Source organism: Micromonospora sp. BQ32 (genome assembly GCF_059358895.1).
In genome coordinates this window covers 87,944-110,449 of record NZ_JCADBI010000010.1, presented here as the reverse complement: position 1 = coordinate 110,449, position 22,506 = coordinate 87,944, and the positions used below count along the sequence as shown (strand labels likewise).

The window sequence follows — 22,506 nt, the reverse complement described above, 5'->3', positions numbered from 1 at the left end:
TTTGACGGTCCCCCAGCGCTGTCAAGGCTGCGCGTCGCGATGCCCCGCGCGATCACTACGACATGGCGGATCTACCCGACGAGCCGCCCGCCGAACTGGGCCTATCTGGGGTAGGCCGCCAGGCTCGCAGCACCCCGAGGCCGATGGCGAGCTGCGTAATCGTCGGTGGAGCGTCCGGGTCACCGGCGACCTGGGCGACCACGTCCCGGGCGGCTGGCCGGTGGCGGATCTCGGCGGGCGCGATGCTGTCGGCCCGCAACAGAACCCGGGCCGCGTTGGCGGGGTCATCCGTCTGGAGGTAGGCGCGCGCCGCGTCGATCAGGTGCGCGGCCCGGTGCTCGATCGGCAGCCACCGCCACCCGTCTCGCCCGATCGCCTTCTCGTGCCGAGCGACCGCCTGCGGCCCGTCGCCCAGCTCCACGGCGGCGGCGACCCGCGCCAGCTCGACGGCCGTCGGCCCGAACGCCGTCCAGTGATGGTCGTGTCCGTCGCCCACCTGAACGGCCAGCTCGGCGGCCTCGTCCAGCAGGTCACCGACCACCCGGTCGTCACCCGCCCTGGCCGCGATCAGGGCGGCCTGCACGAGCAGCGATCCCCGCAGCGACATCTCCTTTGGCGTGCCCGGGGCGATCTGGGAAGCGGCGGCGAGCATGACCGGCCTTGCCCGCGCCGACGCCCGCAGCACCTGACCGAGCTGCACCGCCGCGCAGCCCAACAACACCCGGTCAGCGGCAGCGGCGGACATCGCCCGGTCAGCGGCCAGCCAGGCGAGGCTCCCCTCCCCCAGCTTGATCAGGAGCGCCGCCGTCACCCGATACGCCTCCACCACCGCTGCCCGCCCGGTTTGCGCGTGGGCGCGGTGAACCTCGGTCAGCAACGTGGGCAGCAGCTCGACCAGACGCGGGTAGCGGGAGTGCTGGTAGGTCACCCACGCATGCCGCACCTCCCGCGCGAACCGATCGGGCGACATCACGTCACGGTCCGCCGAGCGACCAAAAGCCATTGGGTACGCCGACAACGCCGCCCGAATCCGGGCGACGCCCTCGCGACGCTCAGCTACCTCGGCGGGCTGAACATCGCGACCGAGCAGGGCTGCCGGATCGACCCTCAGCACCGCCGCGATCTCCCGGATGGTCGACACCCGCTCCAGGGCACGGACCCCACGCTCGACCTTGTCCACCCAGCTCTTCGACTTCCCCAACCGATCCGCGAACGACTGCTGCGACAACCTCCGCCGCACCCGCAGGTACGCGACCCGCCGACCGATCGGCACCGGATCACGGCTCACCACGCCACCGCCGATCAGGCACGACCCGAGTCGTTTCCTGCACCGGTATCCGCTCCGCCTCGGCCTGCGCGAGCAACCGCCGCTTGGCTTCCTCCCGTTCGGCGGCATCGATCTGCTCGCCCGTGTTGGGCGTACCGGTGTCGTCCTTGCCGCTCATTCCCACCTCCGCTGTCAGGGGCAGGTTGTTTCGCTTTGGCGACCTGCTCGTACTGCTCCCGCCCTCACTCAGAGCATCGGGTGAACAGGCGGTGACAGAAAGCTAGCGCTTGTCCGCTGGTCGCCCGCGGCGTCCGCTATCGAGCCACGGGCTGGTACGCCTCGTACACCTCGCGGAATGCTGCCGCCTCCGCCGTCCCGGTGTGCTCGACCTTGCGGAGCACCTCCCGCGCCCGCCACCAGTTCGAGGACACCACCCGCCCCGACCGAACCGCGTCGGCAGCGACGACGCTCGCCTCGTCCGGCTGGTCGGCGGCCAACAGCGCCATCGCGAGATCCAGACGGGCAGAGGCCGAGCGCCGTGGTCGCGCACCACCATCGCCGCGCGGGTCCAATTCCGCCAAGGCAATCCGGGCCATCTGCTCGGCGGCTGGGTCACCCGCCCACGACAGCGTGGTCGCCGTGTACGCCAACGCCTTTGTCGGGTCATACCGGTAGTGGTGCTCGGCCCGCTCTGGCACCGGCAAGTTGGCTGTCAACCGCTCCAGACGATCCAGCGCATCACGCGTCCGCCGCACGTCAGCCAACCGGGCCCAGACTCGCGCCTCCTGGGCGGTCGCCTGGATGTACGCCGAACTACCCCGAGGCGCCACCCGCTGCGCCTGCCGCGAAAGGTCCATCGCCCGCCGGCAGTCGCCTTGGGTGAGCCAGTCCCACGCCTGCGTCTCCAGACACCACGCCTGGATCTCCGGATGCTCAGCATGCTCGGCAAGAGCCATGGCCGTACGCAGATGAGCGCTTGCGGCGGGCTGTTGCAGCAGGTCGATGTGAACCGTTGCCCGCAGCACAGTCAGCCAACCACCGGCAACGACGAGCCGCCGACGCTGCGCCAACGTGCCACGACCGTCGAGGAGCCGCCCCACATAGGCCAACTGGCGACGCACCAGCGGCAGCAGATCAACCGGCCGCACGAGCGCGTACGCGCTCGCCAGGTCGTCCACACCCGCCTCGATCCGAGCGAGCGTCTCGGCGCTGACATCGCTGACCCGCACCCGAGCCAGCAACTCCCCGGCCTCGGTGTTGTGGTCGACGGGCTCGTCCACAAGACGGATGAGCGTCCCGTCGGCCTCCAGCACTTCGTCGAGGTGTCTGGCCGTGTCGGGGGTGGGAGCCTTCGCTCCGGTTTCCAGATCGTGCAGGTGGCTCTTGCCCCGGTGAGCGAGTTGACCCAGCGCTCGCAGCGAAAGCCCCCGCTCGGTGCGAAGCGCACGCAGTTGGGCACCGAAGCGCGGATCGACATGCGACACGACGACGCCCCAATCGACAAGCAAGCAGCTCAGACCGGATCGGCGGACCACTGCTACGGACAGTACATCGAACGAACACGGTGTCACGCTGGCTGAACGCTCTCGTTGCCCCCATCGCACGAACGTCCTAACGACTACTCACCACTACCTCCGTTGGCCCGGCAAGCTCCGCTGGCGCGTGCTGCGCACCATGACGTCGAGATGCCGCCTGGCGCGTCGACCCCTCGCGGGCCAGGCACACCAAGGGTGACATCGAGGTAACACAGCGCTATTGTGACGGGCATGGACGCCCCGAACACCGCTCTACGCGCGGTCTGCAGGGGATGCACATGAGCCAGGAACTGTCCGCCCGCGCGCTTCAGGCGGCCGGCCGCCGCGTCGGCGAGCCCAACGACGCCAACAAGAGACTTGTCCAGCGCTGGGAGTCCGGCGCGATCGCCGCACCGCGGCCCGTGTACGCCCGCGCCCTGGAGGTCGTCGCCGGCCTGCCGGTCTCGCTGCTCGGCTTCGCCGCGATACCCAATGGCCAGGTCGTCGATGACCAACACGGCGGGCACGACCTGACTTCACCCATGTCCAGCCTGGCCACACCCACGCCCAAGCCACTCGCGGTCCACGGGTCGTACGAGGGCGTCTGGCTCAGCCGCTACCAATACCACTCCAGCGGCCGGGGAGAATCCTTCGCCGGGCAGCACTTCGTGGTCGTCCTTCAGCACGGGGACCGACTGACCATACGCAGCCTGCCTGGCTCGGCGGCCTCGTCGCTGTCAATGGATCTCACCGTGGACGGTGCCGTGGTCACCGGCACCTGGGTGGAGCAGACCGATCCCGCCGGCTACTACCGGGGAGCCCGGTACCACGGCGCGATCCAGCTACTGGTGGAGCCCACCGGCCGACGGATGACCGGGAAGTGGGTCGGGTTCGGCAAGGAGATGGACGTCAACACCGGCCCCTGGGAGCTGACCTTCCGGGATGCATCCACGTCCAAGGCGACGCTCGACCAGTACAACACCTCGCCCCAATAGGACGACGCTCATGGGCGGTTGCGCGGATGCGCCGCGCCATCAGAGGCTGCTCTACCGACCAATCTGCGATTCTCGCCGACAGCGTTTCCTGTGACGTCGATACGCACTCATGTCAATGAACGATCCGGCGATCTTGATTGTGAGGTGGCCGGTGGAATGGCCTAGACGATCGGCGCGAGCGGATGGCCGTCTGGTTGGTATTGGTGGAGTGATGTGGCTTCCGCACGTGGTTTCCCGAGTGGTTTGGTTGGTGTTCGGTGGGCGTATGGGGAGGCATTGTGGATCGTTTGCTCGTTGCTGTGGACTCCTCGGTCGGTGTTGGCGCGGAGGATCTCGCCGTGGTGTGGCGGGCGGACCCGGAAGCTGCGGCGCTCGGTGCGGCATCGGCTGGGCGGCCGGGCGGTGAGGTTTTCCTGCCCGGCCTGCTGGAGCTGGTCGTAGTGCCGTTGGCGGTGAACGTCGCGAGCACAGTGCTGTTCGAGCTGGTACGGCGGCTGGTGGTGCGTTCGTCCGCGAAGCCGGCCGAGGTGACTGATCTAGAGCTGGTGGAGTCGATAACGGCGGCTGGTGATCGAGTGGTGGTCGTCCGGATGCGCAAGACCCGGTCGTGACTGTCATCACGGTTCGGGAGCGGTCGGCCCGGGACGACGGCTCCTTCACCGTCGAGGTGCACGTCGGCGATGCCGAGCACACGGCGGTGGTGGCGAACCCGTTCGATACTGCGCAGGAGCGGGAGCTGATCTGGTATTTCGAGGAGCACCTGCGGTTCCCGTTTCTGGACTGGGATCGCCGGGACGCGGCGGCGCGGGCGGTGGCCGAGTACGGGCAGGCGCTGTTCGAGCAACTCTTCCCGAACGAGGGTGCCAGGAACAGTTACCGGCGGCTGCGGGAGTCCGGATTCGACGGCTGCCGGATCGAGGTGGTCGGTTCGGCGGGACTGCACCAGCTGCACTGGGAGGCGCTGCGGGATCCGGAGTTCGGGACACCGCTGGCGGTGCGGTTGCCGTTGACCCGCCGCGTCGCCGGTCAGGGGACGCGGTTCGACCTGCCCGCCGAACGGGCCGCAGTGAACATCCTGGTGGTGACCGCGCGGCCGGATGGGCCGAAAGACGTGGGATACCGGACGGTATCCCGGCCGCTGCTGGAGTCGTTGCGGTTGGCCGAGGTGCCGGTGACCGTGGAGTTCGTCCGGCCGGGGACGTGGGCGGCGCTGCGGCAGGCGCTACAGACGAAGACGGACGTGTTCGGGACCGGCTGGTTCCAGGTGGTGCACTTCGACGTGCACGGCCTGTTCGGTGGGCACGCGACGCTGGAGGAGGGCCGCCGTGGCGGTCGGTTGACGTTCGACCCGGCGGACGTGCCGGCGTTCGAGGGGCAGCAGGGGATGCTGTTCTTCGAGACCGCCTCCGATGGTGTCGCCCAGCCGGTGCCGGCGGGGCAGGTGGCGTCGCTGCTGGCCGAGCATCGGGTGCCGGTGGCGGTGCTGAACGCCTGTCAGTCGGCGACGCAGTCCGTGACCGAGGCGGGACTGGCGCAGCAACTGGCGCAGGCGGGCGTGCCGTTGACGATGGGGATGGCCTATTCGGTGACCGTCTCCGCGGCGGCGGCCGCGATGCCGGTGCTGTATGGGAGGTTCGCGGCCGGGTCGCGGCCGGTGGAGGCGGCGCACGCGGCGCGGCGGGTGCTGTTCGAGCAGCGGGGCCGGCGCGGCTACTTCGATCAGGTCATCGACCTGGAGGACTGGGTGCTGCCAGTGGTGTTCAGCCAGCGCTCGCTCGACCTGCGGCTGCGGCCGCGCACGCCGGCGGAGGAGGTGGAGTTCTTCGAGCGGGAGGCGGCGGTCGCTCCAGAGCCGATGCCACGGTACGGGTTCGTGGGCCGAGATCTGGACGTACAGGCCATAGAAAGGCGACTGCTGCTGACAAGTGACGGCAATGAACTGCTGGTAAGGGGCATGGCGGGGGCTGGCAAGTCAACGCTGTTGGAACATCTGGGCTGGTGGTGGCAACGAACTGGGCTGGTGGAGCGAGTCTTCGCGTTCTCCTACGAGGACCGCGCGTGGACCGCGGACCAGATCGTGCGGGAGCTCGCCAAGCAGCTGTTCACCCCAGTGGAGCAGGCGGTGTTCGATTCTCTCAGCGAACCCGCCCGGCTGGAACGCATCGCCGGGCTGTTGCGGGCTCGCCGCTACCTGCTCGTCTTGGACAACGCCGAGTCGATCACCGCCGGCCCGGCGGCGATCCCGCACGCCCTGGACGAGACCCACCGCGCCCGGCTAGCAGAGCTGCTGCGCCGGCTGCGGGGCGGCCGCAGTCTGGTCCTGATCGGATCCCGGCAGGACGAGTCGTGGCTTTCCCCCGGCACTTTCGCCGCCAACATCTACGACCTAACCGGACTGGACCCACAGGCTGCCTCACAGCTGGTCGAGCGAATCCTGCACGAGCACGGCGGCAGCCACTACCGCAGTGACCCTGACCACCGGGACGCGCTGCGCGAGCTGGTCGACCTGCTCGGCGGCTTCCCCCTGCCGATGACCGTGGTCCTGCCCGCCCTGGCGGGCAGCACACCCGCCGCGATCTTGGCTCAGCTGCGGCAGGGAGACATCGCGGCCGACCCGGTGGGCATCATCCGCCGCGCCATCGAGTACAGCCACGGCAACCTGGATCCCGCGGTGCAGCAGTCCATGCTGCTCCTCGCCCCCTTCACCGCCACCATCCCCACCGGCCCGATCCTGGCCGCCTATCAGGAAGAGTTGCAGACCAGCGATCCGGTCCAGGCGCTCGGTGATATCGACCTCGCCGCGGCGGTAGATGAAATCATCCGCGTGGGCCTGGCGGCACCCCACCGACACCTGCCGCTGGTGGAGGTGGTGCCGGTCCTCCCGTACTTCCTGCGCACCCGGCTGCACGACCAACCTGCCCACGTGGAAGCCGCCCGCGACGCGCATTACCACCTCTGCGTCGCTCTCGCGTGGACCATTCACACACTGCTCACCGGACGAGATCCTCAACAGCGCGCTGCAGGCCAGGCCTTCGCCCGGGCCATATACGCAAACCTTACCGCCGCGACCGACCATGGCACCGGTACGGGCAAACCTATTACGCGGCTCATTAATGCGGTCGCTGTGTACCTCCAGCAGCACAACCAACATCCCGCGCTCGCCATACTTCTGGAGGAGGTTCTCAGCCGCCATCAGCCCGACGGCCACGATTTCAGTGTGCTGGAACGTGCCTTCCTGCACGGGTTCGCTGGCCGGACCGCTCTGGAACTGCGCCAGCTCGACGAAGCTGGCCGCCATTATCAGGCCGAACTCAGCCTCAGGGAATCAAGCGGAGAACGAAGAGGCCAAGGAATTATCCACCACCAGCTCGGCATGGTGGCGCAGGAGCAACGGCGGTTCGGGGAGGCCGAACGGCACTACCAGCAGGCCCTCGACATCAAGCTGGAGTTCAACGACCGGCACAGCGCCGCCAGCACCTACCACCAACTCGGCACGGTGGCGGAGGAGCAACGGCGGTTCGAGGAGGCCGAACGGCACTACCAGCAGGCCCTCGACATCAAGCTGGAGTTCAACGACCGGCACGGCGCCGCCGGCACCTACCACCAACTCGGCAGGGCGGCGGAGGTGCAACAGCGGTTCGAGGAGGCCGAACGGCACTACCAGCAGGCCCTCGACATCAAGCTGGAGTTCAACGACCGGCACAGCGCCGCCGGCACCTACCACCAACTCGGCGTGGTGGCGCAGGAGCAACAGCGGTTCGGGGAGGCCGAACGGCACTACCGGCAGGCCCTCGACATCGTCCTGGAATTCAACGACCGGGACGGTGCCGCCCGCACCTACCACCAACTCGGCATGGTGGCGCAGGAGCAACAGCGATTCGGGGAGGCCGAACGGCACTACCAGCAGGCCCTCGACATCGTCCCGGAGTTCAACGACCGGCACGGCCGCGCCCGCACCTACCACCAACTCGGCACAGTGGCGCAGGAGCAACAGCGATTCGGGGAGGCCGAACGGCACTACCAGCAGGCCCTCGACATCTTCCTCGAGTTCAACGACCGGCACGGCCGCGCCCGCACCTACCACCAACTCGGCACAGTGGCGCAGGAGCAACAGCGATTCGGGGAGGCCGAACGGCACTACCGGCAGGCCCTCGACATCGTCCCGGAGTTCAACGACCGGCACGGCCGCGCCCGCACCTACCACCAACTCGGCGTCGTGCTTGAACAACAAGATCACCACGACGAAGCGCTGGCAGCGCTGCTTCGCGCTGCGACCCTATGGCACGAATCCACTAGATCGTGGCCAGGCGAGACCCTCGCCCACATCGACGACCAACGCGAGCACACCAATGATCAGGACTTCATCAACACAGTCAACGCCATCGTGCCGGCCCGTCTGATCGACAGATTTTTCGTCGCACTTGGCCAAGCCCGAGACACATAGCCGATCCCCCGGCTCGGATCTGCCAGACCAGCGAACCAGCAGCGTCGGCCTGCGACGCCGTATGAAATGAGCGTTGAACATCAGCACGCGGGCACGCCTGCGGAGTCGAGCCACCTGAGATTGATTGCTTCAGTGATGGCCTAGCGCATGTCGCAGATCTGCCGCCGACCGGGCACCGCGATGAGTAGCCGGCTGTGGCGCCGAAGCCGTCCGGCCATACCGAGCCGAGTTCATTTGATTGTCTCGAGCGACGGCACGCCGGGCGTCTCCTGAAGGCCACGCGACTGCGGGATTCGATTGCGCCACAATGCGCGCTCTACAGCGGCTGGACGCGATGTCCAGGTCAACGAGCCATGCCTTGCCTAGATGGCGACGTCCCACACGAATGATTGGCGCCGGACCGCCCCTGGTCGAGCCGACCAGTGGAAACAGAAGGGTCCCCTCCCGACGGCGCTGTCGGGAGAGGACCCTGCTGGTCTGCGGTGTGACTTACGGCTTGACGTGCGCGTTCACGAACGACGGGTAGCCGAAGACGCTGGAAATGAAGATCCCGCCCGCCTTGGACCCGTGCACGTTGTAGGCCACGTCGACGAAGAGCGGCACCACCGGCGCGTGCTCCTTCATGATCCGCTCATCGAGCTTGGCCCACTCCGGGCCCTGCTCGGCCGCAGGAAGCGCCGAGATGCGGTCCATCTCGGTGTTGATCGCCGGGTCGTTGAAGTAGGACTGGTTGCTGTTGCCCTCGGCCTTGATGGTGCGGCCGTCGTAGAGCACCGGCAGGATCGAGGCCCCGCTCGGCCAGTCCGCCGCCCAGTTACCGATGTACAGGTCCCAGGGGTTGTCCTTCTTCTTGATCTCGTCGAGCTTCGCGTCGTCGGAGATGTTCCGCAGCGTGATCTTGAAGCCGGCCCGCTCCAGGTTCGCCTTGAGCTGGGCGCCCTGCTGCTGCTCGGTGGAGTTGTCGGCGACGCCGAGGACCAGCTCGGGTGTCTTCCCGCCGAGCAGTTCCTTGGCCTTGTCGAGGTTGCCGTTGGCCCCCGCCGGGTACGCGTCGTACGCCTTGTAGCCGATGGTGGCCGGCGGCATCAGCGTGGTCAGCGGCGCGGCGACGGTCTGCCCGCCCATCGCCTTGATTAGACCCTCGCGGTCGATGGCGTAGTTGAGCGCCTGACGCACCTTCAGGTCGGTGACCCGCTGGTTGTTGATGACCAACTGATTGGCGCTCGGGGTCGGGGAGAGGATGCTGCGCGACTTGAGCGTGGCGTCCCCGGCCACCTTGGCGACCAGCGAGGCGGGCACGGTGTTGAAGGCGAGCGCGCTCTGGTCGGCGCCGTTGTCGGCGATCACCCGGTTGTTGGCGGCGTCCGCGGTGGGGCCGAAGCTCCAGACGAACTGGTCCGGGTACTGGTGCCGGACCGGGTCGGTGTTCGGGTCCCAGTTGGGGTTGCGGTCCAGGGTGATCTGCACACCGACCTGGTTCTTGGCGACCTTGTACGGGCCGGACGAGAACGGCTGCTTGTCCAGGTCGACGCCGGTGTCCTTGTCGGCCGGCAGCGGCGCGGTGGTCGGCAGCGAGACCGCGAACGGCAGGTCACAGCGGGGCTTGGCGAACTCGAAGCGCAGCGTCTTCGCGTCCGGCGTGCTCAGGCCGGGCGGCAGCGACGTCTTGTTCTTCTTGAAGTCCCACTTGGTGTCGAACTGCGGGGTGTCGGCCAGCCACTCCTGGATGTAGGTCGGGCCGCCGGACAGGTCCGGGTCGAAGGACCGGGCGATGCCGTACGCGATCTCCTTGGAGGTGATCGGCCGACCGTCCTCGAACTTCACCCCGTCCTTGATCGTGAATTCCCAGACCTTGCAGTCGTTGTTGACGTTCTTGCCCGGCGTCTCGGCCAGGTCGCCCACCAGGACCAGGCCGCCCTTGCCGTCGTCCTTCCAGGTGGTCAGGTAGCGGGCGAAGAGCGGGTTGGTCATCAGACCGGCGAACGAGTACGTCCGTTGCGGGTCGAGGTGGGAGATCGGCGACTCCCGGATGATGGTGAAGGTGCCGCCCTTCGTAGCGCCGCTCACCTCTGCCGCTGGCCCCTGCGAGTCCTTGGGGTCGGTCGCGATGACCCCGGTCTGCTGCCGTTCGGTGTCCACCGTGGTGCCCTCGCCCGTGTTCTTCGAGCACGCACCCAATGCCACAACCAGAGCGATCGCGCCGCCTGCGGCAACCGCCACGCGTGGTCGCATGAAGTACCTCCTTCACCCATGTGCCGTGCGGTTTCGTCGGGGCGAGAACCGCCGACGTCCCGAGGATCGTAAGGAAGAAAACCTACGAGTTGTGTAACAGTTGTCGATAACTTTCGCCACCAGGCCAGCCGCCGGTCACCCGCTGGACATCGGCCCGCTCAGCGCAGCCGCACCCGGGGGTCGATGGTCGCGTAGAGCAGGTCCACCAGCACGTTCGCCAGCACCACGAAGACGGCCGCGATCAGCACGGTGGCCATGATGGTGGGCAGATCACCCGCGCGCACCGCGTCCACCGCCGTACGCCCCAGCCCCTGGATGCCGAACGTCGTCTCGGTGATCACCGTTCCGCCCAGCGCCCCGCCCACGTCCAACCCGGCGATGGTCACCACCGGGGTGATCGCCGCGCGCAGCGCGTGTCGCCCGTACACCTTGGGTTTGGCCAGGCCCTTGGCCCGCGCGGTCCGGACGAAGTCCTCCGACAGCGTCTCCAACATCTGCGCCCGCGATAACCGGGCGTAGATGGCCGAGAAGAGGAAGGCCAGTGCCACCCAGGCAAGCACCAACCCACTGGCCCACTTTGCCGGGTTGTCGAAGATGGAGGTGTAGCTCGGTACCGGCAACAGCCGCAGGTTGTAGACGAACACCAGCAGCAGCACCGCGCCCACGAAGTACAGCTGCAACGAGGCGCCGGTCAGCGAGAAGCCGATGGCCAGCCGGTCCAGCCAGGTGCCCCGCCGCAGCGCGGAGACCATGCCGAGTCCCACGCCGAGCAGCAACCAGAGGATGGCCGCCGGGATCACGATGCTCAGCGTCACCGGCAGCACCCGGGCGATGGTGTCCGAGACGGCCTCGTTGGTGACGTACGACCAGCCCAGGCAGGGCGCGTCGCACCGGCCGCCCTGGGCGCTGCCGAGGTCCCGACCGGTCACGATGCCCTTCATATAACCGGCGTACTGGCTGATCAGCGGGTCGTTCAGGCCCAGGTCGTCGCGGACCCGCTCCAGCCGCTCCGGGTTGCAGTTCTTCGAGCAGATGCTGCTGACCGGGTCGCGCGGCAGGGCGAAGAACATCAGGAACGTCAACACGCTCACCGCGAAGAGGGTCAGCGTGGCGGAGAAGAGTCGCTTGAGCAGAAATCGCGCCATGATTTTTGACCCCTACCGGGACGACTTCGGGTCGAGCGCGTCCCGCAACGCGTCGCCGAAGAGGTTGAAGGCGAACACCAGCGCGAAGATCATGATGCCCGGGAAGAACACGTACGCCGGGTCGGTCTGGAGGAAGTCCAGACTGCGGTAGATCATTCGGCCGAAGCTCGGCGTCTCGTCGCTGAGGCCGACGCCGATGAATGACAGCGCCGCCTCGCTGGTGATGAACTGCGGCACCGCCAGGGAGAACGACACCAGGATCGGCGCCCAGATGTTCGGCAGCAGCTGCCGGAAGAGCATGTGCCCCAGCCCGGCCCCGCTGGCCCGGGCCGCCTCCACGAACTCCCGCTCGCGCAACGCGATCACCTGCCCGCGAACCAGCCGGGCCGTGCTGGTCCAGCCGAAAATGGCGAAGACGGCGATCAGCACCCCCACCCCGAAGGCGGACGACACCTGCCCCCGCTCACCGTAGAAGCGCAGCGTGATGGTGGGCGTCAGCGCCAGCGCGATGATCAGGAAGGGCATGGCCAGGGTCAGGTCGGTGATCCAGTTGATCACCGCGTCGAGCCAGCCGCCGAGGTAGCCGGCGAGCGCGCCGAGCACGATCCCGATCGTCGCGGTGATCAGGGCCGCCGCGAACGCGATGAACAGCGAGGTCCGCAGCCCGTAGATCAGCCGGATGAAGATGTCCCGGCCCAGCCCCGGCTCCAGACCGAACCAGTGCTCACCGCTGACCCCGCCGGCATAACCCAGCGGCATGCCGAAGCCGTCCAGCAGGTTCTGGAACTGCTCCCGTGGGCCGATCCCGTAGACCATCTCGATCAGCGGGGCGGCCAACCCCAACAGCAGGAAGAAAACCAGGAGTACGCCGCTGACCATCGCCGTCCGGTCGCGGCGCAGCCGCAGCCAGGCGAGCTGACCGGGTGAGCGGCCGACGACGCCCTTCGCGGCGGGCTCGCCCGGGTCCGTGCCGGACTCGATCTCGGCCAGCGCCACACCCTCCACCGGGGACAGGCTCACGGCGACACCTCCTCCACGATCGCGTCTGTCGTCCCCGCCTCCACAGCCGCCCCGCTCTCGGGGCTCGTGCTGTCCGCTTCCCCTTCGGGGAAGTGACACGCGGTGGCCTGCGAACCGCCGTCGCGCGGGATCAGCGCCGGCTCCTCGGTGGCGCAGATGTCCTGCGCCTTCCAGCACCGGGTACGGAACCGGCAGCCCGACGGCGGGTCCAGCGGGGTGGGCACGTCACCGGTCAGCCGGATCCGACCCGCCGGGCCGAGCTGGGTGACGTCCGGGATCGCCGAGAGCAACGCCCGGGTGTACGGGTGCTGCGGGCGCTCGTAGATGTCCGCCCGGTCGCCGATCTCCACGATCCGACCCAGGTACATGACCGCGACCCGCTGACAGAAGTGCCGGACCACGGCCAGGTCGTGGGCGATGAACACGAACGCCAGGCCCAGCTCGCGTTGCAGGTCGCGCAGCAGGTTAACGACCTGCGCCTGGATCGAGACGTCCAGTGCGCTCACCGGCTCGTCCGCGACGATCAGCTTCGGTCGCAGGGCCAACGCGCGGGCGATGCCGATGCGCTGACGCTGACCGCCGGAGAACTCGTGCGGGTACCGGTTGTAGTGCTCCGGGTTCAACCCGACCAGCTCCAGCAACTCCCGCACCCGGGCCTTGATCCCGCCCGGCGGCTTGATCCCGTTGACCTGTAGGGGCATCGCCACGATCCGGCCCACGGTGTGCCGCGGGTTCAGCGAGGCGTACGGGTCCTGGAAGATGATCTGGAAGTCCTGGCGCAGCGGGCGCAACTCCCGACGGCCGGCGTGCGTGATGTCCCGCCCGTCGAACTCGATGCTGCCGCTCGTCGGCTCCAGCAGCCGCACCAGCATCCGGCCGGTGGTGGTCTTGCCGCAGCCCGACTCCCCCACCAGGCCGAGCGTCTCGCCCGGGCGCACGTCGAAGTCCAGCCCGTCCACCGCCCGCACCAGACCGGTGGCGCGCAGCCCCTGGCGTACCGGGAAGTGCTTGCTCAGGCCGCGTACCCGCAGCAGTGGCTCATCGGTCATCGGGCCACCCCCACGGATGCGATGTCCTCGGCGTAGAACGTGGCGCGCTCCTCGGCGCTCAGGTGGCAGGCGACCAGGTGGCCATCGGCCCCGGCTGAGCGCAGCTCCGGCACCTCGGTGTGGGAGCGGCTGCCGGCACGGTCGGAGTACCGGCAACGTGGGTGGAACGCACAGCCCGGCGGCAGGTTGATCAGGCTGGGCGGGTTGCCGGGGATGGGCACCAGGTCCGCGTCCGCGTCGCCGTGCAGCGACGGCACGCTGGAGAGCAACCCCCAGGTGTACGGATGCTGCGGCGCCCGGAGCACCTGCTCGACGCTGCCCCGCTCGACCGCCCGCCCGCCGTACATGACCAGCACGTCGTCGGCGACCTGGCCGACCACGCCGAGATCATGGGTGATCAGGATGATCGCGGAGTGGAACTCGGCCTGGAGGTCGGCCAGCAGGTCCAGGATCTGCGCCTGGACGGTGACGTCCAGCGCGGTGGTCGGCTCGTCGGCGATCAGCAGCGCCGGGTCGTTGACCAGGGACATCGCGATCATCGCCCGCTGGCGCATGCCGCCGGAGAACTCGTGCGGATACTGATCGAAGCGGCGCGCCGGCTGCGGGATGCCGACCCGGTCCAACATGTCGACCGCCCGCTGGCGGGCCTCGCGCCGGTTGGCCTTCGGGTGGTGCACCCGGTACGCCTCGGCGATCTGCCGGCCCACCGTGTAGTACGGGTGCAACGCCGACAGTGGATCCTGGAAGATCATCGCCATGTCCCGGCCGCGTAGCCGGCGTACCTCCTCGTCCCCGAGGCCGACCACCTGTCGGCCACCCACGGAGATCTCCCCGGTGATGGTGGTCCGTTTCGGGTCGTGCAGGCCCAGAATGGCCAGCGAGGTGACGCTCTTGCCGGAGCCGGACTCACCGACGATGCCGAGGGTGCGGCCCCGCTCGACGGCGAACGACACCCCGTCGACCGCGCGCACCACGCCGTCCTCGGTGTCGAACCGGACCCGCAGATCACGCACCCGCAGGTAGGCGTCCTGGTCGGAGCGCTGTGCCGGCACGGCGGGGCGGTCGTCCGGGCCCCCGGACGGCGAGGGTTCCGAGCTGTCCACGGCCACCTCCCTCAGTGACGAAGAGAACTTACAGGAAAGTCCCGAGGGTGAAAATAAGCTACAAAGTCGGCACGTGTCAGCGGGCCCGAGCGTAACGAGTCGGCATCGGCCCCGCACCCCCGTCACCTCGCCATCCACACCCGTTCATGGCCGTACTCGCACGTCGGGTGCGACCATGGGACGAGCGACCAGCAGAGGATGCCTGTGGCACGAGGTGGAGGTGACGATGACCGCGGCGGTGTTCAACCACGAAGGCCCGTGGACCGAAGAGCAGTACCTCGCCCTCGGCGAGACGCAGCAGCGCGTCGAACTCTTCGACGGGAGCCTCCACGTGACCCCAGCCCCCACCCCCCGACACCAGAACATCTCCGGCGAACTACGCGCGGTGCTCCGAGCCCCGGTTCGCGAAGCCGGCCTGCACGTCCTGGAAGCGGTGAACGTCCGCCTCAGGCCCGGCCGGATCCCGATCCCGGACCTGGTAATCACCGGCCCGATCGACTTCGACGAACTCAACGTCGAGGCGGGTGACGTGCGGCTGGTATGCGAGATCATTTCGCCGAGCAACGCGTCGACCGACAAAGTGCTCAAGATGCACTACTACGCAGCCGCCGGCATCGAGTGGTATCTCCTGGTGGAGCAGGACAGCGGCACCTTGCATCTGTACCGGCGGCGGGGCGGTCACTACACCGAGCAGTCCGTAACCAGACCGGGCGATTTGCTGGTGCTCACTGAGCCGGTGAAGGCCACCATCCGGCCGGAGGATCTGCTCCCCTGACGGGTGTCGGTCGGCTGGCCTAGGGTCGGTCCATGACCGAGTTCGACGCGGCCACCGCCGCCGTCCAGGCCGCCCTCGACGCGGGCGCCCGGTACGCCGACGCCCGGGTGATGCACCGCCGCTACGAGTCGATGACCGCGCGCAACGGTGACGTGGAGGAGCTGACCCAGGACGAGAGCATCGGGCTCGGGGTCCGAGCATTGGTCGGGGCGAGCTGGGGCTTCCACGCCGTACCCGATCTGTCCGACGCCGCCGCCCGCGAAGCCGGCCGGCGCGCGACGCGGACCGCCATGGCGAGCGCGCGGGTGCCGGGCCCTCCGGTCGACCTGGTGCCGGTCGAGGCGGTCACCGCCAGCTGGTCCTCCGGCTGCCAGATCGACCCGCTCGGGGTTCCCCTGTCGGACAAGGGCGATCTGCTGGTCGACGCGACCCGCACGATGGCCGAGCACGGGGCGGACCTGGCCGAGGGCCTTTACCAGATCTGGGACACGACGAAGTGGTTCGTCTCCAGCGAGGGTCACCGGATCGACCAGCGGATCCGCGAGTGCGGCGGTGGCATCTCGGCCACCTCGATCGGCGACGGTGAGACGCAGCGCCGGTCCTGGCCAAGCTACCGCGGCCAGTACGGCACCACTGGGTGGGAGCTGGTCGAGTCGCTGGATTTGGCCGCGCACGCCGCGCAGATCGCCGAGGAGTCCCGGGCGCTGCTCACCGCGCCGCTCTGCCCGGCCGGCGAGACGGATCTGATCCTCGGCGGCGAGCAGCTGGCCCTGCAGATCCACGAGTCGGTTGGGCACGCCATCGAACTGGACCGGATCCTCGGCTGGGAGGCGGCGTTCGCCGGCACGTCCTGGCTGGACCTGGCCCAGCTCGGCTCGCTGCGCTACGGCTCGGAGCTGATGAACATCACCATCGATCCGACGATCCCGGGTGCGCTGGGCAGCTTCGGTTTCGACGACGAGGGCTCCCCGGCGGTCAAGCGGGACGCGGTCCGCGACGGTCGCTGGGTGGGTGTGCTCGCCGGCCGGGATTCCGCCGCCATGGCCAGCCTCGACTACGGCGGCAGCGTACGGGCCGACGGGTGGGCCCGGCTGCCGATGGTGCGGATGACCAACGTGGGCCTGGAACCTGGCCCACACACGCTGGAGGAGATCACCGCGGCCACCGACGACGGCGTGTTGATGGATCTCAACCGGTCCTGGTCGATCGACGACAAGCGGCTCAACTTCCAGTTCGGCTGCGAGGTCGGCTGGGAAATCAAGAAGGGGCGGCGGGGGCGGATGCTGCGCAACCCCACGTACACCGGGATCGGCCCGCTCTTCTGGCGCTCGATGGACATGCTCTCCGGCGAGACGGTCTCCTGGGGCACGCCCAACTGCGGCAAGGGCCAACCCGGCCAGATCGGGCACACCGGCCACCCGGCCGCGCCGGCCCGGTTCCGCAACGTCCGGGTGGGGGTCTCGGCATGAGTGGGCAGACGGAGTTGGAGCTGGCCGGACAGGTTGTGGAGCTGGTTCGGCGTCTTGGCGGGCCGGCCGCGCAGGCCGAGACGGTGGTGACGCGGGCGGACCTGGCGCTGACCCGGTTCGCCAACTCGGGCATCCACCAGAACGTCTCCGAGTCGACGGTCGGGGTCCGGCTGCGGGTGCACGTCGACGGGCGGACGGCTGCCGGCGGCGGCAGTGTGGTCACCGCCGACGGGTTGTCCGCCCTGGTGGAGCGCACCCTGGCCGCGGCGCGGCTCTGCCCGCCCGACCCGGGCTGGCCGGGGTTGGCCCCGCCGATGCCCACACCGGACGCGCCGCCGGTCGACGAGGCCACCGCGCACGCCGAGCCGGATCAGCGGGCCGACCGGGTGGGGGCGTTCGTGGCCGCCGCCGGGGGGCTCAGCACCGCCGGTTACTGCCGCACCGCGCACCGTTCGTCGGCGTTCGCCAACTCGGCCGGGCACTCGGCGTACGGCCGCTCGGTGGAGGCGGCGATGGACGGCATCGCCCGTCGCGACGGCGCGGACGGGGTGGCCCGGCGCAGCGCCGACCGGCTGGCCGACCTCGACGGCGCCGAGTTGGGGGCGCAGGCGGCAGCGAAGGCGCAGGCGGCGGCCGACCCGGTCGAGCTGCCACCGGGGCACTACGAGGTGGTGTTCGAGCCGGCCGCCGTGGCGGACCTCCTGCAGAACCTGTCCTTCTACGGCTTCAACGGCAAGCGGTACGCCGAGCGGCAGTCGTTCGCCGAGCCGGGCGCGGCCCAGTTCGACCGGGCGGTGACCCTGGTGGACGATCCGCTGGGCGGGTCCGGTTTGCCGTTCGACGCGGAGGGCACCGGCCGACGGGCGCTGACGCTGGTGGAGGCGGGCACCACCCGGGCGGTGGCGCACGATCGCCGGACCGCCGCCGAGGCGGGCGCGGAGTCCACCGGGCACGCGGTGGCGGGCGGCGCCACCTGGGGCCCGATGCCCCGCAACCTGCGGCTGACCGGCGCGGCGGCGGGCCCGGCCAGTGCGGTGGGCCGGAGCACCACCGGAGCGGCGGCCGGAGCGGTCGTCGACGCGGACACCGCCGCCTTGGTAGCCGGCGTACGCCGAGGGCTGCTGGTCACCGACCTCTGGTACACCCGGGTGCTCGACCCGAAGAGCCTCGTGGTCACCGGGTTGACTCGCAACGGCGTATGGCTGATCGAGGACGGCACGGTCGTCCGGGCGGTCCGTGACCTGCGGTTCACCGAGTCGTACCCGCGGGCGCTCGGGCCGGGGGCGGTGCTCGGGCTGGGTGCGCGGGCGGTGCGCCAACCGGAGCGGGTGGACGGTGCCTGGTGGGCGGCGCCCTCGCTGCGCCTGGCGTCCTGGCACTTCACCGGAGGCGCCTCCGGCTGATGTCCCCGACGACGCGCGACAAACCGGCGCGTGGGGGCTTTTCCGCAGGTCAGACACACGGGACACTCCCTTGCGCGGACGGCTCGCAGAGATCGGCGTAACGTGTGTCACTTAGCTGCGTCGGTCGATCCGGCGTGGTCGTTGGTGTGCGCATGACGTGGCAGCGGGTGCGGGTTCGCCGGTCCGCGTGCCGACCGGAGAGAGACCAGCCCGCCCGTACGGGCCCGTCGAGGAGACGACTCGAATGACTTCAACGGCAACGAGGCCGCGGGGGGCGCGGGCGCGCGCCGCCATCGCGGCGAAGACGTTGCGTACCGACCGATGGTGGTTCGCCCCGCTGATCACCGTGATCGGGCTCAGCGCCTGGGTCGCGTACGCGACGGTCCGGGTGTTCATGCACAAGTGGTACTGGGTGGACCAGTTCCATTACCTGACCCCGTTCTACTCCCCGTGCGTGACCGACAGGTGTGTCGAGGAAGCCTCGCACTTCGGCCGGTTCCTGCCCGGCTGGTGGATCATCCCGGACGCCGCGCTGACCCTGCCGTTCCTGCTGCTGTTCCGGCTCACCTGCTACTACTACCGCAAGGCGTACTACCGGTCGTTCTGGCTGTCGCCGCCGGCCTGCGCGGTCCCGGACGGGCACAAGGAGTACGGCGGTGAGACCCGTTTCCCGCTGCTCGGGCAGAACCTGCACCGCTACTTCTTCTACGCCGCCGCGATCATCTCGCTGATCAACACCTGGGACGCGATTCTCGCCTTCCACTCGCCGAAGGGCTTCGGCTTCGGGCTGGGCAACATCATCCTGCTGCTCAACGTGGTGATGCTCTGGGCGTACACGATCTCCTGCCACTCCTGCCGGCACATCATCGGCGGCCGGCTCAAGCACTTCTCCAAGCACCCGGTGCGGTACAAGGCATGGACCTTCGTCTCGGCGTTGAACGTCCGGCACATGCAGCTCGCCTGGATCACCCTCGGCACCCTGGCGCTGGCCGACTTCTACATCATGGCGCTCGCGGCCGGCTGGTTCTCCGACCTGCGGTTCATCAACTAAAGGGCCCCTGACATGACCACAACCACTCGCATCGAACGACACCACTACGACGTCGTCGTCATCGGGGCCGGCGGCGCCGGTCTGCGCGCGGCGATCGAGGCCCGGTTGGCCGGCAAGAAGACCGCGATCATCTCCAAGTCGCTGTTCGGCAAGGCGCACACGGTGATGGCCGAGGGCGGCGCGGCCGCCGCGATGGGCAATGTGAACAGCCGGGACAACTGGCAGGTGCACTTCCGCGACACCATGCGCGGCGGCAAGTTCCTCAACAACTTCCGGATGGCCGAGCTGCACGCGAAGGAGTCGCCGCAGCGGATCTGGGAGTTGGAGACGTACGGTGCGCTCTTCGACCGCACCAAGGACGGCAAGATCTCGCAGCGCAACTTCGGTGGCCACGAGTACCCGCGCCTGGCGCACGTGGGCGACCGGACCGGCCTGGAGCTGATCCGCACCCTCCAGCAGAAGATCGTCTCGCTTCAGCAGGAGGACCAGCGGGAGTTCGGCTCGTACGACGCCCGGATCAGGGTGTTCTCCGAGACGACCATCACCGAGCTGCTGCTCGACGGTGACCGGGTGGCGGGCGCGTTCGGTTACTACCGCGAGTCAGGCGAGTTCATCCTGTTCGAGGCCCCGGCGGTCGTGCTGGCCACGGGTGGCGTCGGGCGCTCCTACAAGGTCACCTCGAACTCCTGGGAGTACACCGGGGACGGGCACGCGCTGGCGCTGCGCGCCGGGGCGACGCTGATCAACATGGAGTTCCTCCAGTTCCACCCGACCGGCATGGTCTGGCCGCCCTCGGTGAAGGGCATCCTGGTCACCGAGTCGGTGCGTGGTGACGGCGGCGTCCTGAAGAACTCCGACGGCAAGCGGTTCATGTTCGACTACGTCCCCGACGTCTTCCGCAAGCAGTACGCGGAGACCGAGGAGGAGGCGGACCGCTGGTACACCGACCCGGACAACAACCGACGTCCGCCGGAGCTGCTGCCCCGCGACGAGGTGGCCCGGGCGATCAACAGCGAGGTCAAGGCCGGCCGGGGCTCCCCCGCCGGCGGTGTCTTCCTGGACATCGCGAGCCGGCGTTCGGCCGACGAGATCCGCCGCCGGCTGCCGTCGATGTACCACCAGTTCAAGGAGCTGGCCGACGTCGACATCACGGCCGAGCCGATGGAGGTCGGGCCGACCTGTCACTACGTGATGGGCGGCGTCGAGGTGGACCCGGATTCGGGTGCCGCCTTCGGCCACGTACGCGGGCTGTTCGCCGCCGGTGAGGTCTCCGGCGGTATGCACGGCTCCAACCGACTCGGCGGTAACTCCCTGTCCGACCTGCTGGTCTTCGGCAAGCGGGCGGGCGGGCACGCCGCCAGCTACGCCGACGGGCTGGCCGCCCGGCCGAAGGTGGCCGTGCACGAGGTCGAGGCCGCTGTGGAGACCGCCCTCGCTCCGCTGCAACGGGACACCGGCGAGAACCCGTACACCCTTCAGCAGGACCTCCAGGCGGTCATGGGTGACCTGGTGGGCATCATCCGCCGGGAGGGTGAACTGGCCGACGCGCTGGTCCGGCTCGCCGAGCTGCGTGAGCGGGTGGCCAAGGTGAGCGCGGCCGGCGGCCGACGCTACAACCCGGGCTGGCACCTGGCCCTGGACCTGCGCAACATGCTGGTGGTCTCGGAGTGCACCGCGAAGGCGGCGCTGGAGCGGCAGGAGTCGCGCGGCGGGCACACCCGGGAGGACTACCCGGCGATGGAACCGAAGTGGCGGCAGGTCAACCTGGTCTGCGCGCTGGACGGCGACACCGTGCAGCTGACCCGCAAGCCGCTGCCGAAGATGCGGCCGGAGCTGATCGGCCTCTTCGACCGGGCCGAGCTGGCCAAGTACCTCACCGACGAGGAGCTCGCCGACTTCGACGCCCTCGTTGCCGACGCTGGAGAGGCGGACAACCGATGAGCGCGAAGCGTCAGTTCCGGATCTGGCGGGGCGACGAGACCGGCGGTGACCTCCAGGACTACATGGTGGAGGTGAACGAGGGCGAGGTCGTCCTCGACGTCATCCACCGTTTGCAGGCCACCGACGCGCCCGATCTGGCCTGCCGGTGGAACTGCAAGGCCGGCAAGTGCGGCTCCTGCTCCATGGAGATCAACGGCAAGCCGCGGCTGGGTTGCATGACGCGGATGTCGACCTTCGGCGACGACGAGACCGTCACGGTCACCCCGCTGCGTACCTTCCCGGTGATCCGGGACCTGGTCACCGACGTCTCGTTCAACTACGAGAAGGCACGGGAGACGCCGGCGTTCGCCCCTCCGGCGGACGTGGCCCCGGGTGACTACCGGATGCAGCAGGTCGACGTCGAGCGCTCGCAGGAGTTCCGCAAGTGCATCGAGTGCTTCCTGTGCCAGACGGTCTGCCACGTGATCCGCGATCACGAGGAGAACAAGCAGGCGTTCTCCGGCCCGCGGTACTTCATCCGGGCTGCCGAGCTGGACATGCACCCGCTGGACGCCCGGACCGACCGCAAGGAGTACGCGCAGGCCGAACAGGGCCTCGGCTTCTGCAACATCACCAAGTGCTGCACCGAGGTCTGCCCCGAGCACATCAAGATCACTGACAATGGGATCATCCCCATGAAGGAACGGGTCGTCGACCGCAGGTACGATCCCCTTGTGTGGCTTGGTAGCAAGATCTTCCGTCGGGGCGAGACGCCCCAGACCAGCGTGACCACCGCCCGTCAGGGCTCGGCGACGCCGGGCTCCGCCCGGGGTGGGGTGCACTCGCACGCGGGTGCCTCCCACGATTCGCGGGCCGAGGCGCAGGCGCAGAGCGGCGTCAACTGGCACCGGGAGGTGCCCCACCCGACCGCGCCGGCGGTCGACGACCGGGGCAAGCTGCCGCTGACCGAGCTCACCTTCGACCGGGCCGCCGCGCCGTCGCCGTTCGGTGACGACGTGACCTTCCCGCTGCCTCCGGAGCACCTCAACTTCGCCCACCCGGAGCAGGACAACAAGCACTAACCACCCGAACAACAACGGGGGCCGTGGCAACTGCCAC

At 69.1% G+C, this 22,506-nt stretch carries 16 protein-coding genes and 1 pseudogene; 9 read left to right on the top strand and 8 right to left on the bottom strand.

The annotated features are described in order from the left end of the window. Window positions 1-55: 55 nt before the first annotated feature. The 3 genes from AC5L30_RS19930 to AC5L30_RS19920 form a co-directional block, all read right to left on the bottom strand. A complete protein-coding gene (locus AC5L30_RS19930; protein WP_494869027.1) occupies window positions 56-1,288 on the bottom strand; it encodes a helix-turn-helix domain-containing protein in 1,233 nt (410 codons plus the stop codon). Then, window positions 1,278-1,445 carry a hypothetical protein gene (locus AC5L30_RS19925; RefSeq protein ID WP_494869026.1) on the bottom strand — a complete coding sequence of 56 codons (168 nt, stop codon included), beginning with the start codon at window positions 1,443-1,445 and terminating at the stop codon, window positions 1,278-1,280. Before AC5L30_RS19925 ends, AC5L30_RS19930 begins: the two co-directional genes overlap by 11 nt. 136 nt (window positions 1,446-1,581) lie before the next feature. Beyond that, window positions 1,582-2,802: a helix-turn-helix domain-containing protein gene (locus tag AC5L30_RS19920; RefSeq protein WP_494869025.1), complete on the bottom strand. Its 1,221-nt coding sequence runs from the start codon at window positions 2,800-2,802 to the stop codon at window positions 1,582-1,584. 231 nt (window positions 2,803-3,033) lie between these two features. On the opposite strand from AC5L30_RS19920, the pseudogene AC5L30_RS19915 reads away from it, so the two are divergent. The 3 genes and pseudogenes from AC5L30_RS19915 to AC5L30_RS19905 all read left to right on the top strand — a co-directional run bounded on the left by AC5L30_RS19915 (window position 3,034) and on the right by AC5L30_RS19905 (window position 8,220). Then, window positions 3,034-3,776, top strand: a pseudogene (locus AC5L30_RS19915) (XRE family transcriptional regulator). 278 nt (window positions 3,777-4,054) lie between these two features. Then, complete coding sequence (locus tag AC5L30_RS19910) at window positions 4,055-4,387, top strand: hypothetical protein (protein WP_494869024.1); 333 nt, start codon at window positions 4,055-4,057, stop codon at window positions 4,385-4,387. Further along, window positions 4,384-8,220 carry a tetratricopeptide repeat protein gene (locus tag AC5L30_RS19905; RefSeq protein ID WP_494869023.1) on the top strand — a complete coding sequence of 1,279 codons (3,837 nt, stop codon included), beginning with the start codon at window positions 4,384-4,386 and terminating at the stop codon, window positions 8,218-8,220. The genes AC5L30_RS19910 and AC5L30_RS19905 overlap by 4 nt, the downstream gene beginning before the upstream one ends. Before the next feature lie 489 nt (window positions 8,221-8,709). Here the strand turns inward: AC5L30_RS19905 and AC5L30_RS19900 are convergent, their stop codons facing one another. The 5 genes from AC5L30_RS19900 to AC5L30_RS19880 form a co-directional block, all read right to left on the bottom strand. Next, window positions 8,710-10,452, bottom strand: a complete 1,743-nt coding sequence (locus tag AC5L30_RS19900) for an ABC transporter substrate-binding protein (RefSeq protein WP_494869022.1) — start codon at window positions 10,450-10,452, stop codon at window positions 8,710-8,712. A 158-nt stretch (window positions 10,453-10,610) separates the two neighbouring features. Further along, window positions 10,611-11,597 (bottom strand): ABC transporter permease, encoded by a 987-nt coding sequence (locus AC5L30_RS19895; RefSeq protein WP_494869021.1) that lies wholly within the window; start codon window positions 11,595-11,597, stop codon window positions 10,611-10,613. A 12-nt stretch (window positions 11,598-11,609) separates the two neighbouring features. Then, the gene (locus AC5L30_RS19890) at window positions 11,610-12,617 is read right to left on the bottom strand and encodes an ABC transporter permease (protein ID WP_494869020.1); all 1,008 of its coding nucleotides are present in this window, start codon (window positions 12,615-12,617) and stop codon (window positions 11,610-11,612) included. Continuing rightward, window positions 12,614-13,666 carry an ABC transporter ATP-binding protein gene (locus AC5L30_RS19885; RefSeq protein ID WP_494869019.1) on the bottom strand — a complete coding sequence of 351 codons (1,053 nt, stop codon included), beginning with the start codon at window positions 13,664-13,666 and terminating at the stop codon, window positions 12,614-12,616. Before AC5L30_RS19885 ends, AC5L30_RS19890 begins: the two co-directional genes overlap by 4 nt. Then, complete coding sequence (locus AC5L30_RS19880; RefSeq protein ID WP_494869188.1) at window positions 13,663-14,718, bottom strand: ABC transporter ATP-binding protein; 1,056 nt, start codon at window positions 14,716-14,718, stop codon at window positions 13,663-13,665. Before AC5L30_RS19880 ends, AC5L30_RS19885 begins: the two co-directional genes overlap by 4 nt. Window positions 14,719-14,995: 277 nt before the next feature. Here AC5L30_RS19880 and AC5L30_RS19875 point away from each other — a divergent pair, with 277 nt between their 5' ends. The 6 genes from AC5L30_RS19875 (at window position 14,996) to AC5L30_RS19850 (ending at window position 22,469) form a co-directional block, all read left to right on the top strand. Further along, window positions 14,996-15,544 (top strand): Uma2 family endonuclease, encoded by a 549-nt coding sequence (locus AC5L30_RS19875; protein ID WP_494869018.1) that lies wholly within the window; start codon window positions 14,996-14,998, stop codon window positions 15,542-15,544. Between the two features lie 32 nt (window positions 15,545-15,576). After that, the gene (locus tag AC5L30_RS19870) at window positions 15,577-17,013 is read left to right on the top strand and encodes a TldD/PmbA family protein (protein WP_494869017.1); all 1,437 of its coding nucleotides are present in this window, start codon (window positions 15,577-15,579) and stop codon (window positions 17,011-17,013) included. Beyond that, a complete protein-coding gene (locus tag AC5L30_RS19865; protein WP_494869016.1) occupies window positions 17,010-18,416 on the top strand; it encodes a TldD/PmbA family protein in 1,407 nt (468 codons plus the stop codon). The genes AC5L30_RS19870 and AC5L30_RS19865 overlap by 4 nt, the downstream gene beginning before the upstream one ends. A gap of 244 nt (window positions 18,417-18,660) precedes the next feature. Further along, window positions 18,661-19,467 carry a succinate dehydrogenase subunit SdhC gene (gene sdhC / locus AC5L30_RS19860; RefSeq protein ID WP_112583731.1) on the top strand — a complete coding sequence of 269 codons (807 nt, stop codon included), beginning with the start codon at window positions 18,661-18,663 and terminating at the stop codon, window positions 19,465-19,467. A gap of 12 nt (window positions 19,468-19,479) precedes the next feature. After that, a complete protein-coding gene (locus AC5L30_RS19855) occupies window positions 19,480-21,408 on the top strand; it encodes a fumarate reductase/succinate dehydrogenase flavoprotein subunit (protein WP_494869015.1) in 1,929 nt (642 codons plus the stop codon). Beyond that, window positions 21,405-22,469 (top strand): succinate dehydrogenase/fumarate reductase iron-sulfur subunit, encoded by a 1,065-nt coding sequence (locus AC5L30_RS19850; RefSeq protein ID WP_494869014.1) that lies wholly within the window; start codon window positions 21,405-21,407, stop codon window positions 22,467-22,469. Before AC5L30_RS19855 ends, AC5L30_RS19850 begins: the two co-directional genes overlap by 4 nt. Window positions 22,470-22,506 lie beyond the last annotated feature (37 nt).

Excerpts from the sequence above, each read along its gene's own strand:
- AC5L30_RS19925 (WP_494869026.1), bottom strand. The coding sequence starts at position 1,445 with ATGAGCGGCAAGGACGACACCGGTACGCCCAACACGGGCGAGCAGATC.
- AC5L30_RS19900 (WP_494869022.1), bottom strand. The coding sequence starts at position 10,452 with ATGCGACCACGCGTGGCGGTTGCCGCAGGCGGCGCGATCGCTCTGGTT.
- AC5L30_RS19895 (WP_494869021.1), bottom strand. The coding sequence starts at position 11,597 with ATGGCGCGATTTCTGCTCAAGCGACTCTTCTCCGCCACGCTGACCCTC.
- AC5L30_RS19885 (WP_494869019.1), bottom strand. The coding sequence starts at position 13,666 with ATGACCGATGAGCCACTGCTGCGGGTACGCGGCCTGAGCAAGCACTTC.
- AC5L30_RS19875 (WP_494869018.1), top strand. The coding sequence starts at position 14,996 with ATGACCGCGGCGGTGTTCAACCACGAAGGCCCGTGGACCGAAGAGCAG.
- AC5L30_RS19870 (WP_494869017.1), top strand. The coding sequence starts at position 15,577 with ATGACCGAGTTCGACGCGGCCACCGCCGCCGTCCAGGCCGCCCTCGAC.
- AC5L30_RS19865 (WP_494869016.1), top strand. The coding sequence starts at position 17,010 with ATGAGTGGGCAGACGGAGTTGGAGCTGGCCGGACAGGTTGTGGAGCTG.
- sdhC (WP_112583731.1), top strand. The coding sequence starts at position 18,661 with ATGACTTCAACGGCAACGAGGCCGCGGGGGGCGCGGGCGCGCGCCGCC.
- AC5L30_RS19855 (WP_494869015.1), top strand. The coding sequence starts at position 19,480 with ATGACCACAACCACTCGCATCGAACGACACCACTACGACGTCGTCGTC.
- AC5L30_RS19850 (WP_494869014.1), top strand. The coding sequence starts at position 21,405 with ATGAGCGCGAAGCGTCAGTTCCGGATCTGGCGGGGCGACGAGACCGGC.